This window comes from Bifidobacterium sp. LH_417 (genome assembly GCF_056357035.1).
The window spans coordinates 129,459-146,281 of the sequence record NZ_JBKEVI010000001.1; the positions used below are offsets into that span (position 1 = coordinate 129,459).

Consider the following 16,823-nt stretch of genomic DNA (forward strand, 5'->3'; position numbering starts at 1 on the left):
GCCGCAACGAAAGGAACGCCGATGAAGGCCGTATACGCATCCTGCGTCAACAACGCCGACCCGCTCGCCGCGCTCGCCGTGGGCGAGATGCCCGAGCCGGAGCCGAGACCGTTCTGGTCGACCGTGTCCGTCAAAGCCGCGACCGTCAACCATCACGACGTGTGGAGCCTCAAGGGCGTGGGACTCTCCGACAAGCAGACGCCGATGATCCTCGGTACCGACGCCGCCGGAATCCTCGACGACGACGTGTCGGGCCGCGGCGGGCTCAAAGCGGGAAGCGAGGTCGTGCTCTACACGTTCGTCGGCACCGACGGCGCGGGCGTGGCTCCGGGGGAGCGGCGCACGATCCTGTCCGAGAAGTATCCGGGCACGATGGCCGAACATGTCGCGGTGCCGTCCGCGAACGTGTTCGCCAAGCCCGCGAACCTCGACTTCGCCGAGGCGGCGGCGCTCGGCACCAGCTGGCTCACCGCCTATGCGCTCGTGTTCACGGCGGCGAACGTCAAGCCCGGCGACACGATTCTCGTGCAGGGCGCGGGCGGCGGCGTGTCCACCGCGGCGATCCAGCTCGCGCACGCGGCGGGGCTGGAGGTGTTCGTCACGTCGCGTTCCGAAGCGAAACGCGAACGCGCGCTGGCGCTCGGCGCGGACGCGGCGTTCGAGTCCGGCGCGCGTCTGCCGCGCAAGGTCGACGCAGTCATCGAATCCGTGGGAGCCGCCACGTGGTCCCATTCCGTGAAATCCGTGCGTCCGGGCGGCACGATCGCCATATGCGGCGCGACGACCGGCGACCAGCCGGGCGCGGAGCTCACACGCGTCTTCTTCCAGGACATCCGCGTGCAGGGCAACACGATGGGATCGCGCGAGGACTTCGCACGCCTGCTGCGCTTCGTCGAACACGCCGACCTGCATCCGGCGATCGATTCGACGTTCGCCGGACTCGACGCCGCGCCGGACGCGTTCCGCCGCGCGATCGGCGGCGACGTGTTCGGCAAGGTCGCGCTTACCGTGTGAGCCCGTCGCCGCGCCGGGGTGGCGGGGGAGTACAGTGAAACCACATTCTCAATAACGTGGAGGTAATGATAATGACGGACAGCAAGCCCGAAGTGGCCGTCGTCATGGGATCGTCCAGCGACTGGGAGACCATGAAGCGCGCCTGCGACATCCTCGACCAGTTCGGCGTGGCCTATCACAAGCAGGTGATTTCGGCCCACCGCACCCCGGAGCTCATGGCCGACTTCGCGCATAACGCGCGCGCCAACGGCCTCAAGGTCATCATCGCCGGCGCGGGCGGCGCCGCCCACCTGCCCGGTATGATCGCCGCGCAGACCACGCTGCCCGTCATCGGCGTGCCGGTGCGCTCCCACGCCCTGTCCGGCTGGGATTCGCTGCTCTCCATCGTGCAGATGCCCGGCGGCATCCCCGTCGCCACCACCGCCGTCGGCAACTCCGGCGCCACCAACGCCGGCCTGCTCGCCGTGCAGATGCTCTCCGCGTTCGAGCCCGATCTGGCCGACAAGCTCCAGGACTACCGTGATTCGCTGAAGGAGAAGGTGGCGGAATCCAATGCCCAGCTTGTTTGAGGAAACGCACGGCGCCACGCAGATGCTGCAGCCGGGCGCGACCATCGGCATCATCGGCGGCGGCCAGCTCGGCCGCATGATGGCCCTGAGCGCCAAGTACATGGGCTTCCGCATCGGCGTGCTCGACCCGACCCCCGACTGCCCGACCGCGCAGGTCGCCGACTTCCAGGTCGTCGGCGAGTACGACGACAAGACCGCCATCCACGATCTGGCGGAGAAGTCCGACGTGCTCACCTACGAGTTCGAGAACGTGGACGCCGATTCGATCGACGAGGTGCGCCACCTGGTCGCCGCCCCGCAGGGCACCGACCTGCTGCGCGTCACCCAGGACCGCATCAACGAGAAGACGTTCATCAACAAGCACGGCATCGAGACCGCCCCGTGGCGCGAGGTCAACGACTTCGACGAGCTCGAGGCCGCCATCGACGACCTGCACTACCCGTGCGTGTTGAAGACCCGTTCCGGCGGCTACGACGGCCACGGCCAGCACGTGCTGAGGAACGACATGGATCTGGAGAAGATCCGCGCGCGCGGCGACCGCGGCGGCGGCTTCCCCCCGTCCATCCTCGAAGGTTTCGTCGACTTCGCGTTCGAGGCGTCCATCCTCGTGTCCGGCAACGGCAAGGACTACGTGACGTTCCCGATCGTGCGCAACGACCACCGCAACAACATCCTCCACATGACGATCGCGCCCGCCGAAGTGAGCCCCGAAATCGCGAAGACCGCGCACGAGATGGCGCTCGCGCTCGCGAAGGGCTTCGAACTGGCCGGCACGCTCGCCATCGAGCTGTTCGTCACCAAGGACGGCCGCGTCATCGTCAACGAGCTCGCGCCGCGCCCGCACAACTCCGGCCACTACACGATCGAGGCGTGCTCGTTCGACCAGTTCGACGCGCACATCCGCGGCATCGCCGGCTGGCCGCTCATCCAGCCGAAGCTGCTCAGCCCCGCCGTCATGGTCAACGTGCTCGGCCAGCACGTGCTGCCCACGCGCGCGCAGATCGCCACGCATCCCGAATGGAACGTGCACGACTACGGCAAGGCGCAGCTGCGCCACAACCGCAAGATGGGGCACATCACCGTGCTCACCGACGATACCGCGCGCACCGTGGACGAGCTCGAGGCGACCGGCTGCTGGGACGATCTCAAGCCCTACGCGCGTCCGTTCGTGCAGCCCGCTGTGTCTGGTGTCTCCGATGCGTCCGGCGCAGCCGGATCCGAGACGGAGGCGTGACCCGCGTCCATGGCTGAACACATCGAACGTCAGACCAAGCAGAAGGACGCGATCCACGCGGCGCTCGCCGGGTGCGACGAGTTCATTTCCGCACAGGACCTGCACCGGCGCATGCAGGATGCCGGCTCGCGCATAGGCCTCGCCACCGTGTACCGGCAGCTGAACGCGCTCGCCGACTCGGGCGCGGCCGACACGATCCGGCTCGACGGCCAGCAGCTGTTCCGCCTGTGCGGCGACGACGGGCACCATCACCATCTGGTGTGCCGTGAATGCGGCAAGACCGTCGAGATCGACCCGCCCAGCGAAGCCTGGCTGCGCAAGGTCGCCGAGGGCCACGGCTTCACCGTCGAGCGTCATACGCTCGAGGTCTTCGGCCTGTGCCCGGAATGTCGGGAGAAGGCGAAGGAGACGGTCTGAACGGTTCCGGCCTGTTCCGAACGGCTTCGGCAGGCAGTGGGTTCCAGGCAGTGGATTCCCGTCGATAAGAGGGGTGCGGTTCTTGTGAACCGCACCCCTCCTGCGTTATCGGCGTGTACTGCGATCCGTCCGCTGCGGCGGAGGAGTCGTGGTGGACGATCGTGTCCCGCGAACGGTGGGAATCAGTTGTCGGCGTGTGCGTATTCGTTGGACAGTCCGGCCGTGACGTCGGTGAGCGTGTTGGATCCCCTGTCGTAGGTGAACGTGCGGGTGCCGCCCTCGTTGTCGGTCAGCGTGTAAGTATATCCATCATCGGAGCTCACCTGATAGACGACCGTCTTTCTGTCGGGACTCAGCGACATCCATTGGATGCTCGTCGCCTGCCCGTCCGCGAAGGTGATGCTCTCGCGGTACCCGCCGGCGCCGGCGGCGAAGAAGAACGCGCCCTGCGGCCCCTCCGCGGCCTTGCGCGCCTTCTCCTCGGCGTCCGCCTGCTGCTTCGCGGCGATGGACGAGTTGACCTTGCCGATTGCGTCGGTCAGCGACTTGGTGGCCTTGGTCATCTCCGCGGCGCTGGGCTTGTCCTTGTTCACGGTCTTGCGCGCGTCATCGATCGCGGTCTGCAGATTCGACCGCGTGGATTCGTCGGCGACCTGACCGGCGGAACTGTCGAGCACGTTCTGTGCTTGGTCGATTGCGTCGTTCAGATCGTCTTGGGCGTTCTTCAGCGTCTTGGCGTCGATGCTGGCGTTCACGTCCTTGATGGACGACTCCAATTGCCGCTGCAGCGCGCGGTTGTCGCCGGCGAGATCGTCGAGACGTCCCTTCGTGGATTCCAGTTCGCTGGTAACCAGTCCAGCGTCGCAGATCGGCGGGTTGGTGTCGGTGGCGGTCTTGCTCGCGATGAGCTTCTTGAGCTTGTCGAGCGAATCCGTCGAGCTCATCGTGCTTTCGTCCGTGGAGGAGAGGGATTTCGCCTGTGCGAGGATCTTCGCCATCGCGTCGTGCGTCTTGTCGTATTCCTTGGCCGCGTTCCGGCAGGCGGTCATCGCAGCGTCGCGCCGATGATTCGACCACAGCAGGTAGCCGCCGATTCCGGCGACGATCAAGGCTGCGGCCGTGACGGCGGCGATGATGGTGAGACGGCGCTTGTCGCCGGTGGATGGACCGGAGGCTGCGGGAGTAGGTGCGGAGCCGGGCTGCTGCGCCATCGGCCGTTGCGTCCGCGACGGTGGTTCCGGTTGTGACTGTGGTTCCGGTTCCGGTTCCGGTGTGAGGGTTTCCTCGGTTGCCACGGCGGCGAGCGGTGCGAGCGGCGACGGTTCGATCGCCGCGGGCAATGCCATCAGTGGAGCCGTTTCGGTCGGTGCTGGCGGTTGCTTTCCGATGGCTGCGGCAGCGGCTGCGGGTGCGGGTGGTTGCGGTACGGGAGCCGGCGCGGGGAATGGTACGGGTGTCGGCACGGATGCCGGAGCGAATGCGGGTGCCGGTACCGGTGGAACGGCCTGTTGCGACGCCGGTGCGGGGGCATCGGTGATGGTCGCGTCGCCGACCGGTCGCGATGGGGTCGGCATGGGCGGATCTCCCGCGTTTTGGGGGAGCGGTGCGGGTACAGGCGGCATGGTCGTCGTGGGCGCTGGCGTGGGAGCCGGTGGCAGGTGTCGCATGACTGTGGTCTTCCTTCTTCATCCGCGGTGTGCGGTCTCGCAAGTGATTCTATGGCGATGTGTCGTCGGCGATTGCTGTGCTGATGCGATATGGGCGGCCGGCGGGATTCAGCTGTGTGCTCCGGTGGAAGGCAGCTGCGCGACACGCCGCAAAAGTGCTAATGATAATAGTTCTCAATATGTGTTATAGTGTGATGCGTCACACGAGACGGCCGGGAAGACGGCCGCGTAGAGAGGAATCACCCATCATGCCCATGTCGACCACCATCACGTCCGCCGTCAGGCGAGGATTGGCCGCCGTCGCCGCGATCGCGACGCTCTGTTCCGTCGCCGCCTGCGGTTCGGGAGCATCCGCCGATGGCGCATCCGCAGGCAAACTCGCCGTCGTCGCCTCGATCAACCAGTGGGGCTCCATCGCCGAGGATCTCGGCGGCGACCACGTCGACGTCACCGCCATCATGTCCAAGACCAACGTGGAGGCGCACGACTACGAGCCGACCGCGCAGGACGTCGCCCGGATCGGTTCCGCGAAGGTCGCGATAGTCAACGGCGCCGGCTATGACCCATGGGCGTCCAAGGCCGTGGAATCCACGGACGCCGCGCTCGTCGACGCGGCCGCCGCCGGCGGCGTCAAGGAAGGCGACAACCCGCACGTGTGGTTCTCTTCCAAGGTGCGTTCCGCCGCCGCCGACGCGATCACCGCCGCCTACAGCCAGGCCGACCCCTCCCACAAGGACGACTACGAGCAGCTCAACAAGGACTGGCACGCCAAGGAGGACACGCTCGAATCCAAGATCGAGAAGATCTCCGCCATGACCGCAGGACTGTCATACGCGGCCACCGAATCCGTCGCCTGGTACCTTGCCGACGACCTCGGCATGATCGACGCCACGCCGAAAGGCTACAAGCAGGCGGCCGCCAACGAAAGCGAACCGACTGCGGCCGACATCAAGGCGTTCCAGGATGCGCTGGAGGACGGTTCCGTCAAGGCGCTCGTCCTCAACACGCAGGAAACGAACTCCACCACCGATCAGATCACGTCCGCCGCGAAGGAAGGTGGCGTGCCGGTCGTCGAACTCCCCGAACAGATGCCGCACGAGTACGGCGACCTGATCGACTGGATGGACGCGCTCGTCGACGATTTCGCCTCCGCTGCGAAGTGAGACACGCGAAACGACGCACGCTTCCCGGGTGTCTTGGGCCGTGTTTCGGCCCGAGGCACCCTTTGCGTTAGGGTGAATGGTTGGAAAACGTAAGGAAACCGTCGTCGCACTGGTCATTCCAAGGTTCGACGGCGAAAATGGGCGGTTGTATGTCACACGGAACCGAGCGTATGGGTGAATCAAGCAGTATGAAGCAGCACGAATCGCACGTCAACACCGAACATGACGCCACACGTGAGGCGGATCTCGGGAACGCGCATGGCATGAAATCCGGCATCACGCGCCTGTGGCGCGAGCCGAAGCCGTTCCCCGGCTGGCTGTATGCCGTGCTGTTCCTCGTCTTCGACATCGCCGTCGTCGCGATTCTCGAAGTCGGCGTCACCCTCGGCGCCTCCTCGCGCGTCACCCTGTCCAGCCCGGAGGTCGGCTGGGACTTCGTCGGCAAGATGTTCAACCTGCGCGAACCCAATTTCGTGTTCCTGCTCAACATCCTGCTCGTCGGCATGATCTACCTTGCGCTGCTCATGATCTTCAACCGGTTCTGGATCGCCACGCCGGTGCTCGTGGCCGTCGCGATCGTCGTCGCCGTCATCGAACATTTCAAGATCTCCATCCGCTACGAGGCCGTGCTGCCCTCCGATCTGAACTTCCTCAAGGCGGACGCCGGCAACCTCATGGGATTCATGCCCGCCGGCGCGCATTGGACGATCCTCGCCGCCATCGCCGTGTTCGCCGTGTTCGTCGCCGTGTTCATCGCGCTCGACCACATCGACGCACGCCGCGGGCGCATGTTCCGCGGCTCCGACCGTCAGACGAAGTCCGTGAACGCGGTCGCGCGTCTGCTGCTCGTCCTGCTGCCCGGACTGTTCTTCGGCCTGTACGCGATGCAGGTGAGCACCGTCGGCAGTTGGGCGAAGAATCTCGCCACCGTGATGGGCGACAAGCCGTCCATGTGGGATTCCGTGTACGACGCGCAACGCAACGGTCCGCTCGTCGCGTTCATGCGCCAGGTCCACCCCAAGGTGATGGACAAGCCGTCGGACTATTCCGAGGAGACCATGAAGCAGGTCGCCGCACGGTACCGGAAGGCCGCGCAGAAGATCAACGCCACGCGCGACAACGATCTCACCGACTCGACCGTCATCTACGTGCTGTCCGAATCCTTCTCCGACACCTCGCGCGTGCCCGGACTCAAGGTCAACAAGGATTCGATGCCCCGCATCCGCCAGATCAAGGAGAACACCACCTCCGGTCTCATGCTGTCCTCCGGCTACGGCGGCGGCACCGCGAACCTCGAATACATGGGGCTGACCGGCCTGTCGATGGCGAACTTCGACTCGTCGCTGACCAGCCCCTACCAGCAGCTCGTCCCCGGCGAGCATTGGACGCCGACCATCAACCAGATGTGGGGTGCGCCGAAGAACTCGATCGGCCTGCACCCGTACGAGTCGTCCATGTACTCGCGCGCCACCAACTACAAGAAGTTCGGGTTCTCGCACTTCTACACGTTGACCGGCCCCGACGTCATCTCCCATCAGGACCGCATCGACGACAGCCCTTACGTCTCCGACGCCGCCACCTACCAAAGCACGCTGGAGGAAGTCGGGAAGACCGATGCCGACCAGTTCCTGCAGGTCATCACCATGCAGAACCACATGCCCTACCACGCGTGGTATAAAGACAACGATTTCACCGCCGAATCCACCACCGGCACGCCGCTCGGCAAAGACGAGCAGGAGTCCATCGAGACCTACCAGAAGGGTCAGGCGATCACTGACGAGGCCACCGCCGACTTCCTCGACAAGCTTGACAAGCTCGACAAGCCGATCACCGTCGTCTTCTACGGCGACCACCTGCCCGGCATCTACTCGTCCGCCAGCGAGGACGACGACAACTCGCTCGCCCTCCACCTGACCGACTACTTCATCTGGTCGAACAAGGCGTCCTCGTCGCAGGGCGAGAAAATCGACAACGCCGACTACTCGTCGCCGAACTTCTTCGTCGCGCAGGCCGCCGAACACATGGATGCCAAGGTGTCGCCGTACCTCGCGTTCCTCACGCTCATGCACCAGCGCGTCTCCGCCATGGAACCGCCGGTCGTCAACAAGATCCAAGGCTGGGACCGTATCCCGGAGGGTCAGGCGATCTACCTCGACAATGCGGGCAAGCCGATGGCCGAAAGCGACTTCGACAAGGAGACGAAGCAGCTGCTGGAGGACTACAAGCTCATCCAGTACGACATCACCGACGGCCACGGCTACCTCAAGGACACCGACTTCATGACGTTGCCGTAAGCGGCGCGCATATGAGGGATCGCGAATGAGGAATCGTGGTGAGTCGTATGAATCATGTGAAGGCGTGCGCCCAATGACTTCCGGCATCGAAGCGACGTTCGCCCGTCTCGAATCCGCCTACGCGTCCGGCCGCACGCGTCCTCTCGCGTGGCGGCGCGCGCAGCTCGACGCGTTACGGCGCATGGTGAACGACCACCGGTCCGATCTCGTCGCGGCGATTCGCGCCGACCTCGGCAAACCGGCGGCCGAGACCATGCTCACGGAATTGAACCTGATCGCCGCCGAAACCCGGTTCGTGCGCGATCATCTGCGCGCATGGACCCGGCGTCGGCCTGTCGCGATGCCATTGGCGCTCCAACCGGCCGCAGGCTGGACCGTGGCCGAGCCGAAAGGCGTGACGCTCATCATCGCGCCATGGAACTATCCGGCGCTGCTGCTGCTCGAGCCCTTGGCCGACGCGCTCGCCGCCGGGAATGCGGTTTGTCTCAAACCCTCCGAACTCGCCCCGCGGACATCCGCGCTGATCGCCCGTCTGGTTCCGCGATACCTCGATCCGGACGCGGTGGCCGTGGTCGAAGGCGGAGCCGCTCAAACCGGCATGCTGCTCGCGCAGCCGTTCGACCACGTGTTCTACACGGGAGGCGAACGCGTCGGACGCATCGTGATGAAGGCCGCGGCAGAGCACCTCACGCCGGTCACGTTGGAACTCGGCGGCAAGTCGCCGGTGTTCGTCGACGGTACCTGCGATCTCGCCGTGGCCGCGCGGCGCATCGCGTGGGGGAGGTTCACGAACGCGGGGCAGACCTGTGTGGCTCCCGACTACGTGCTCGCCACACCGGATGTGGCGCATCGGCTGGCGGAACGCATCGCGGTGGCCGTACACGAGTTCTATGGGGAGGATCCGCGGCGTTCCCCCAATTACGGGCGCATCGTCAACGATCGTCATGTCGATCGACTGTGCGGTCTGCTGCCCGCCGGAACGGTTCCCGCGCCGGCCTCGGCTCGTCCGGTGTCGCCGTTGGTCAAAGCGGCGTCCGTGTTCGGTGCCGCCGCGGACATGGTGGGACGTAGGCTCGGCATGGGCGGTGGCGCCTCTCGTGCGGCCGATCCACGTGCGGCTGATCCGGCCGGGCGGGTGGTGTGTGGCGGCGTGGTCGACCGCGAGACGCGCTACGTGGCACCCACCGTGCTGTTCGGCACGTCGCCGGACGCGCCGGTGATGCGTGAAGAGATCTTCGGCCCGATCCTGCCGATTCTGGTCGTGCGTGACGCGGATGCGGCGATCAGGTTCATCAACGCACGGCCGCGCCCGCTCGCCGCATACGTGTTCTCGCGAGATCGTGCGACCCGTCTCGCCTTCGAGCGGCGCACGTCGTCGGGCGCGCTCGGCTTCGGGCTTCCGCTCGGCCATCTCATGTCCGCACGGCTGCCGTTCGGCGGCGTGGGTGCGTCCGGTATGGGTGCCTACCACGGGAAGACCGGATTCGACACGTTCAGTCACATGAAAACGGTGACGGTGAAGCCGTCGCACCCCGACACGTTGCGTCTGGTCTACCCGCCGTTCGACGCGGTGACACGTCGCGTCATCAGGTTGCTGCGCCGATTGGGCTGATTCTTGATTCCGTGCTCATGAATAACGCCGCTGAGTGATATTCAGCGGCGTTATTCAGCGGAGCATTCCTCACTTCAGGGCTTTGAAGCCGATGTCGTGACGGTAGAACATGCCGTCGGTCGGCAGCGCGTCGATGACCGCGTACACCTTGTCCTGCGCGTCCTTGATGGTGGGGGCGGAGGTCTCGACGAACAGCACACGGCCGGAGGAGGCGACGAGCTCGCCATCCTCGTTCTTGGAGACGCCCGCGTAGTAGACGTGGGAATCCTCGTCGACGGGGATGGTGGGGATCTTCGCGCCCTTGACGACGTTGGTCGGGTAGCCGTCGGAGGCAAGGACGACACCGAGTGTGACGCGGTCGTCATCCCACGTGAACTCCGGGGTCTCGCCGTCGAGAATCGCGCTGATGCCGGCGGCCAGGTCGGAGGTGAGCTTCGGGAGGACGACTTCGGTCTCCGGGTCGCCGAAGCGGGCGTTGAACTCGATGACCTTCGGGCCGTCCGCGGTGGCGATGAGACCCGCGTAGAGGATACCGGTGAACGGCGTACCCTCGTCGGCCATGGCCTTGACGGTGGGGCGCACGATCGTCTCGATCGCCTCGTCCACCACGGACTGCGGGATCTGCGGGACCGGGCTGTATGCGCCCATGCCGCCCGTGTTCGGGCCCTTGTCGCCGTCGTAGGCGCGCTTGTGGTCCTGGGAGATCGGCATCGGCCAGAACTCGGTGCCGTTGACGAAGCTCATCAGGGAGAACTCCTGGCCCTCGAGGAAGTCCTCGATGACGACCTTCGCACCTGCGTTGCCGAAACGATGGTCGATGAAGATATCGTCGAGCGCGGCGACGGCGGTCTCGACGTCCATGGCGACGGTGACGCCCTTACCGGCGGCCAGACCGTCGGCCTTGACGACGATCGGAGCGCCGTGCTCACGCACGTAGGCGACGGCCGGATCGAGCGCGTCGAAGGTCGCGTACTTGGCGGTCGGAATGCCGTGTCGCTCCATGAGCTGCTTGGCGAAATCCTTGGAGCCTTCGATCTGGGCGGCGGCCTTGTCCGGGCCGAACGCCTTGAGACCGGCGGCGGCGAAGTCGTCCACCAGGCCGTCGATAAGTGGCACTTCGGGGCCGACGAACGCCCAGTCGTAGCCGTTGTCCTTCATGAAGTCGATGAGCGCCGCGTGATTCGACTCGGCGATGTGCGTGGTGCGGATGCCGTCGAGCTCCATGCCGGGGTTGCCGGGGGCGACGGTCACCTCCTCGACGCTGCCGCCGCGCTGAAGCGCGTGCGCGATGGCGTGTTCGCGCGCGCCGGAACCGATGACCAGAACCTTCTGACCCATTTGCAAAGTCCTTTCACATGGTTGCGGCTCCCCTGGCGAGGGGAGCCGTGGAACGGGTTTTACTTGAGCGTGATCTGCGTGCCGTCGGCATCCTGGACGATGGAGCCGAGACGGTAGCCCTGCTCGCCGTTGGCCTCGAGCAGCGCGATGGTCTCGTCGGCGCGGTCGGCGGGGACGGCGAGCACCATGCCGATGCCCATGTTGAAGATGTTGTACATCTCCATGTGGTCGATCTCGCCGGCCTTCTCCAGCACGTCGAAGATCGGCAGCACGGGCCAGGAGCCGAGGTTGATCTCGGCGGCAAGCCCGTCGGGGATCATGCGCGGCACGTTCTCGATGAAGCCACCACCGGTGATGTGCGCGACGCCCTTGACGACGCCCGCATCGAACAGGGGCTTGAGGGCCTTCACGTAGATCTTGGTGGGGGTGAGGAGCACGTCGCCGAGCTTCGCGCCGCCGAGCTCGTCCAGCTCGGTGTCGACGGTGTAGCCGGCCTGCTCGAACAGGGCCTTGCGCACGAGGGAGAAGCCGTTGGAGTGGATGCCGGTGGACGGCAGGCCGATGAGCACGTCGCCCTTGGCGATGCCGGAGCCGTCGACGATCTTCGACTTCTCGGCCACGCCGACCGCGAAGCCGGCGAGATCGTACTCGTCCTCGTCGTACATGCCGGGCATCTCGGCGGTCTCGCCGCCGATCAGGCCGCTCCCGGCCTGCACGCAGCCGTCGGCCACACCGGCGACGACCTGCTCGAGCAGGGCCGGATCGTTCTTGCCGCAGGCGATGTAGTCGAGGAAGAACAGCGGTTCGGCGCCCTGGGCGGCGATGTCGTTGACGCACATGGCGACGCAGTCGACGCCGATGGTGTCGTGCTTGCCGACCATCTTGGCGACGACGAGCTTGGTGCCCACGCCGTCGGTGCCGGAGATGAGCACCGGCTCCTGGTAGCCGAGGGAGGCGAGGTCGAACAGGCCGCCGAAGCCGCCGATGCCGCCGACCACGCCGGGGCGGTTCGTGCGGGCGACGTGCGACTTGATGCGCTTGACGACTTCGTAGCCGGCTTCGACGCTCACGCCGGCGTTCTCATATGCTTTGGGCATTGGGGTTGGGCCTTTCTTGGGGCTGATGGGGTTGGGGCTTGTTTACTGTCGGACGTTTGTCAGGCGTTGTCCTGCGGACGGTCCTCGGGCTGCACGGTGTACTCGTTGCCGATGTACTTGCTCTTGTACAGCGCGAATTCGGGCAGGCGCACGCGGTCCTCGGGGGTGAGGGACTTGAGGAAGTCCTCCTCGTAGTCGTCGAGCGCGGTCGGGTAGTCGCCGTTGAAGTAGGCGACGCACAGGCCGCCGTACGGGGCGTCCGCGCCGAGGCCGATCGATTCGACCAGGCCGTCGAGCGACAGGAAGGCGAGCGAGTCGGCGCCGATGTACTCGCGGATCTCCTCGACCGACTTGTGGCCGGCGATCAGCTCGCGCGTGGTGGAGATGTCGATGCCGTAGAAGCACGGGTACTTGAGCGGCGGCGAGCTGATGCGCATGTGCACTTCGGCCGCGCCGGCCTCCTTGAGCAGCTGCACGATGCGCTTCGACGTGGTGCCGCGCACGATCGAATCGTCGATGACGACGACGCGCTTGCCCTTGACGACGCTGCGCACGGCGGAGAGCTTCATGCGCACGCCCTGTTCGCGCAGCTCCTGCGTCGGCTGGATGAACGTGCGGGCCACGTACTGGTTCTTGATCAGGCCCATCTCGTTGGGCAGGCCCGCGGCCTCGGCGTAACCGGACGCGGCGGACAGCGAGGAGTTCGGCACGCCGATGACCATGTCGGCGTCCACGCCGGATTCGGCGGCGAGACGCGCGCCCATGCGCTTGCGGGCGGAGTGGACGTTCACGCCGTAGATGTCGGAGTCGGGGCGGGCGAAGTAGATGAACTCCATCGAGCAGATCGCGAGCTGCGTGTTGTTCGTGTACTGGACGATGCGGTAGCCGTGCTCGTTGACGACGACGATCTCGCCCGGGCGGATGTTGCGCACGAGTTCGGCGCCGACCACGTCGAGCGCGCAGGTCTCGGAGGCGAGCACGTAGGCGCCGTTCTTCATCTTGCCGAGGGAGAGCGGGCGGAAGCCGTTCGGGTCGAGCGCGCCGATCATCGCGTCCTCGGTCATGAGCAGGTAGGCGAAGCCGCCGTGGACGGTGTTGAGCGCCTCCTTGAGCTTGTCCATGAAGGTGCGCTGCATGGAGCGGCGGATGAGGTGCATGAGCACCTCGGTGTCCGAGTTGGAGTGGAAGATCGCGCCTTCGTCCTCCAGCTTGCGGCGCAGGGACGGGCAGTTGGTGAGGTTGCCGTTGTGGCACAGCGCCACGTCGCCGTCGTGGAAGCGGAAGATGAACGGCTGGATGTTGTCCGTCGTGCCGGAGCCGGCGGTCGCGTAGCGGACGTGGCCGATCGCGCGGTCGCCCTTGAGGCGTTCGATCTCGCGTTCGTCGCCGAAGACCTGGGTCAGGAGGCCCAGGCCGCGGTGTCCGGTGAGGTGGCCGTTGTCGTTCGCGACGATGCCGGCGCCCTCCTGGCCGCGATGCTGCAGCGCGTGCAGTCCGAAATAGGTGAGTCGTGCGGCGTCGGGATGGCCCCACACGCCGAAGATGCCACATTCCTCATGAATGTCTTCGAGTTCAGCCGACAAGCCAAAGCTCCTTTTCAAACGTGGTCAGACATGGAGTTCACTACCCGTTCACCCTACCAATCGCCGGCTACATCATGGCGGCGCGTCGCGGCTGTGTCCGTGAGATGCGGATGACTGCGGATGACGATGACTTGCGCTGAGAGCATTACCGTTAAGAAGAAGCCCCGGTATCCCGCAGAATACCGGGGCGAGTTTAGGAAACCGTCAATCCCATATCTGGACACGTACCACGTCGACGGTCCCGGACAACTTATTCCATGTCCAAGGGCCTCTTTTTGCCGTGGTCACGTAATGACCGTTCTGGGAATATCGAATCTGGCCTCCGCCAATCGCCAGAGTGCGCCATTGTCCTACATTGCCCCATCGACCGGCTCGGATGCCGGCGTTTTTGAAGCCCGCGACATCGGCTCCGCTTGGAGTCATCAGACACAGCGTGAATGTGTCGCAGTAGCTTTGATAATCAATGTAGGGGGTGCCGGTGTCTTGATGCAAAGCCACCTTGGTAATGGTTCCCGTATCGACATCCTCCCATACGTCCTTTGGTGTGCTTGACAGGAGAAAGTCCGTCAGTTCCTGTTCAGTGTGGATGTTCAGCGAGGATTCAACCAGAGTGGGGCCGACCTGGATGAACTCTGGTTCGTTCGGCTGTGTGGGTTCATCGGCCATGGCTGCGGGTGCCATCAGCAAGGCGATTACACCGATGATGGCCATGATAATGTGTCTGATGTGCTGGTGCATGATTATTCCTTTCATCCGTTGGATGGGTCGTCAGTCCGGATAATCCCGATTCAATTCAATCCTGTTTTCGGTGCGTAGAACAGCGTGTGTAATGAATTCCACTACAGAGGGTGCGTGCAGTGAAAGTGGCGTCCCCATAGGGTATGGATGCGACGAGATGCCAGATTGAAGAATCCTTCTCCTCGATTCGGCAGTGCCCTCCAGCCTTATAGAGAGCATCGCAATAATATTGCATCCCAAGGTGTGTAGACATATACTTTGATTTTATGTCCTTTCTGTGATTTGTTAGAGATATTTGAATACCATTGTCATCGGTTGCTATGATGATTGCATAGCCGAATTCCGGATTTGCATATTTGGCGATGTTGATGAATATTTCGTTCAAAAAATCAGTTAACAGTAGTTCGTTGTGCGGGCTTATCTCATGATTCGATGAGTCGGGGAGTATGGCAATGCCCCGTATATGCAATTGTTCAAGATGGGACTGTTTCGTATTGACTAACGCCTTGAGATGTCGAATCCACGGTACTTCGATACCGTCATCGTATTTCACTTTTTGCTGGGATTCTATATCGTTGAATCTTTTCGGAGGCTGATTGTCGAAAGTGCGGATATTGCCGTTGGAGGGTGAGTGCATGGATTCGATGAGCTCACGTGTGTTGGCTATGGCTCGTAAAAGGATGGTTTTCAGTTCTTTCGTTTCTGACATATAGTCCACGTCATCGGAATCCGAAGCAAGGATGGCGTCGATATGCATCATGGCGTATGAAAGATCATTGGCAACCGAATCGTGGAGTTTATGGGCCGTGGCTGATCGGTGTTGAGCGCTTTGTAGGCGACATTCGGTGCGTAAGGCTCGTTCCCGCCAACGTAGGGAATAGCCCAGCAAGCATACCAGTATATAAACCGTGATGAGCGTTATGATGTTGGAGGTGGAGAGGAAATATATTTTCCCACAGGCGTATGCTGCGGATATGTCAATCGAGATGGCGATGGGGGTCGCGATAATGCCTTGAATGATATCCGTATAGGACAGAACGCCAACCGAGATATATAGGGGAATCGAGAATGTGCTGGCGAATATCACCGGGGTCGGCATGAGAAGGTATGCAATGGCGCTGGATGCTATAACGGCCCATGCTCCCAGTGCGGGTTGGACGCACATTCCCACCAGTGAGGCAATCGCCAGAATCGTCATTATCAGTTGGGGTGTCGCCGAATTTGAGTCAAATGATAGTAGACGACTTTCGTCGCTGATGAGAAGACAGGATGTGATTGTCGCAAGAAGGGTGATCCAACGATGTCTGATACAACGCGTCTTTGCGATTGCATGATTTGCAAGGTCGTTAATCCAGCGAGTGATATTTCGCACAAATTCGCAGTGCCTCATAACGGTTCTTGGCTCCCAATTTTCGTATTGCCCGGGTTACATGGGTGGAAACGGTGTGGGGGTTCATCCCAATGATTTCCGATATTTCCCGTAATGAATAGTGTGCGTTGCATAGACGGAGTATCTGTATTTCCGTTTCCGACAGTTGGCCGATTGTCGGGTTGGGGTTTGAGCAAACCAAATCATGCGCGGTTTTTGCGTCCATGAAGGGGCCGTTGCGGTCGATCGGTAGGCCGTGAGCGGCAATGGGAATCGCCGACAATAGTTTTGCGATGATGCTATTGCTTTTGTCGAGTATGCCTTGGGCTCCGGCGTGCGCCAATTCGGTTTCGTAATGTTCGATTGGATATGCGGTGATGCCAATGATTCCAATGGCTGGAGTTCTTCTTCGGATGGCTTCGCACAGTTGTACGCCCGACATGAGGTTAAGGACGATGTCCGTTATCAGTACATGGGGGACATTCTTTTCGAATAATGTTTTTTGAAGGGCCACGTCCGAGTCCTTCTCCGCCCAGATGACATCGATGCCCATATGTGTGGCCAGCGCCGCTCTCATCCACTGAAGCACGCATGCGTCATTGTCTACCAGCGCGACGCGGATCGGCGTAGCGTCGGAACGTTGGAATGTGCGGTTTGGGTTTGGCTGAGCCATGGCTCCTATGATAACTGCCGGGTAAGCACAGGGGCGTCGACGTGTAGTTATCTGA

13 protein-coding genes and 1 pseudogene are annotated in these 16,823 nt (G+C 63.3%); 7 read left to right on the forward strand and 7 right to left on the reverse strand.

Annotation, left to right across the window (positions count from 1 at the left end; genetic code table 11):
* Positions 1-21 precede the first annotated feature (21 nt).
* The 4 genes and pseudogenes from AC1AYR_RS00485 to AC1AYR_RS00500 all read left to right on the forward strand — a co-directional run bounded on the left by AC1AYR_RS00485 (position 22) and on the right by AC1AYR_RS00500 (position 3,234).
* Positions 22-1,014: a zinc-binding dehydrogenase gene (locus AC1AYR_RS00485; protein WP_101622054.1), complete on the forward strand. Its 993-nt coding sequence runs from the start codon at positions 22-24 to the stop codon at positions 1,012-1,014.
* A gap of 71 nt (positions 1,015-1,085) precedes the next feature.
* Positions 1,086-1,583 (forward strand): 5-(carboxyamino)imidazole ribonucleotide mutase, encoded by a 498-nt coding sequence (gene purE / locus AC1AYR_RS00490; protein ID WP_476511102.1) that lies wholly within the window; start codon positions 1,086-1,088, stop codon positions 1,581-1,583.
* Positions 1,567-2,736, forward strand: a pseudogene (gene purK, locus AC1AYR_RS00495) (5-(carboxyamino)imidazole ribonucleotide synthase); the annotation flags it as partial. The gene purE and the pseudogene purK, both read left to right, overlap by 17 nt.
* Before the next feature lie 90 nt (positions 2,737-2,826).
* A complete protein-coding gene (locus AC1AYR_RS00500; RefSeq protein WP_101622055.1) occupies positions 2,827-3,234 on the forward strand; it encodes a Fur family transcriptional regulator in 408 nt (135 codons plus the stop codon).
* 182 nt (positions 3,235-3,416) lie between these two features.
* Here the strand turns inward: AC1AYR_RS00500 and AC1AYR_RS00505 are convergent, their stop codons facing one another.
* On the reverse strand, positions 3,417-4,445 hold the full coding sequence (locus tag AC1AYR_RS00505) for a hypothetical protein (RefSeq protein ID WP_476511101.1): 1,029 nt from the start codon (positions 4,443-4,445) through the stop codon (positions 3,417-3,419).
* 704 nt (positions 4,446-5,149) lie between these two features.
* On the opposite strand from AC1AYR_RS00505, the gene AC1AYR_RS00510 reads away from it, so the two are divergent.
* From AC1AYR_RS00510 to AC1AYR_RS00520, 3 genes are all read left to right on the forward strand, one after another.
* A complete protein-coding gene (locus AC1AYR_RS00510; protein WP_423734910.1) occupies positions 5,150-6,064 on the forward strand; it encodes a metal ABC transporter solute-binding protein, Zn/Mn family in 915 nt (304 codons plus the stop codon).
* A 263-nt stretch (positions 6,065-6,327) separates the two neighbouring features.
* Positions 6,328-8,358: a sulfatase-like hydrolase/transferase gene (locus tag AC1AYR_RS00515; RefSeq protein WP_243394336.1), complete on the forward strand. Its 2,031-nt coding sequence runs from the start codon at positions 6,328-6,330 to the stop codon at positions 8,356-8,358.
* Positions 8,359-8,431: 73 nt separating this feature from the next.
* The gene (locus AC1AYR_RS00520; protein ID WP_101622058.1) at positions 8,432-9,970 is read left to right on the forward strand and encodes an aldehyde dehydrogenase family protein; all 1,539 of its coding nucleotides are present in this window, start codon (positions 8,432-8,434) and stop codon (positions 9,968-9,970) included.
* Positions 9,971-10,039: 69 nt separating this feature from the next.
* Here the strand turns inward: AC1AYR_RS00520 and purD are convergent, their stop codons facing one another.
* The 6 genes from purD to AC1AYR_RS00550 all read right to left on the reverse strand — a co-directional run bounded on the left by purD (position 10,040) and on the right by AC1AYR_RS00550 (position 16,768).
* On the reverse strand, positions 10,040-11,308 hold the full coding sequence (purD, locus tag AC1AYR_RS00525) for a phosphoribosylamine--glycine ligase (protein ID WP_101622059.1): 1,269 nt from the start codon (positions 11,306-11,308) through the stop codon (positions 10,040-10,042).
* A gap of 59 nt (positions 11,309-11,367) precedes the next feature.
* Positions 11,368-12,405 (reverse strand): phosphoribosylformylglycinamidine cyclo-ligase, encoded by a 1,038-nt coding sequence (purM, locus tag AC1AYR_RS00530; RefSeq protein WP_476511100.1) that lies wholly within the window; start codon positions 12,403-12,405, stop codon positions 11,368-11,370.
* Between the two features lie 59 nt (positions 12,406-12,464).
* Positions 12,465-13,988: an amidophosphoribosyltransferase gene (gene purF, locus AC1AYR_RS00535; RefSeq protein WP_101622061.1), complete on the reverse strand. Its 1,524-nt coding sequence runs from the start codon at positions 13,986-13,988 to the stop codon at positions 12,465-12,467.
* A gap of 204 nt (positions 13,989-14,192) precedes the next feature.
* The gene (locus tag AC1AYR_RS00540) at positions 14,193-14,726 is read right to left on the reverse strand and encodes a hypothetical protein (RefSeq protein ID WP_101622062.1); all 534 of its coding nucleotides are present in this window, start codon (positions 14,724-14,726) and stop codon (positions 14,193-14,195) included.
* Positions 14,727-14,781: 55 nt separating this feature from the next.
* On the reverse strand, positions 14,782-15,924 hold the full coding sequence (locus AC1AYR_RS00545; protein WP_165784849.1) for a histidine kinase: 1,143 nt from the start codon (positions 15,922-15,924) through the stop codon (positions 14,782-14,784).
* Between the two features lie 148 nt (positions 15,925-16,072).
* A complete protein-coding gene (locus AC1AYR_RS00550; protein WP_165784850.1) occupies positions 16,073-16,768 on the reverse strand; it encodes a response regulator transcription factor in 696 nt (231 codons plus the stop codon).
* Positions 16,769-16,823 lie beyond the last annotated feature (55 nt).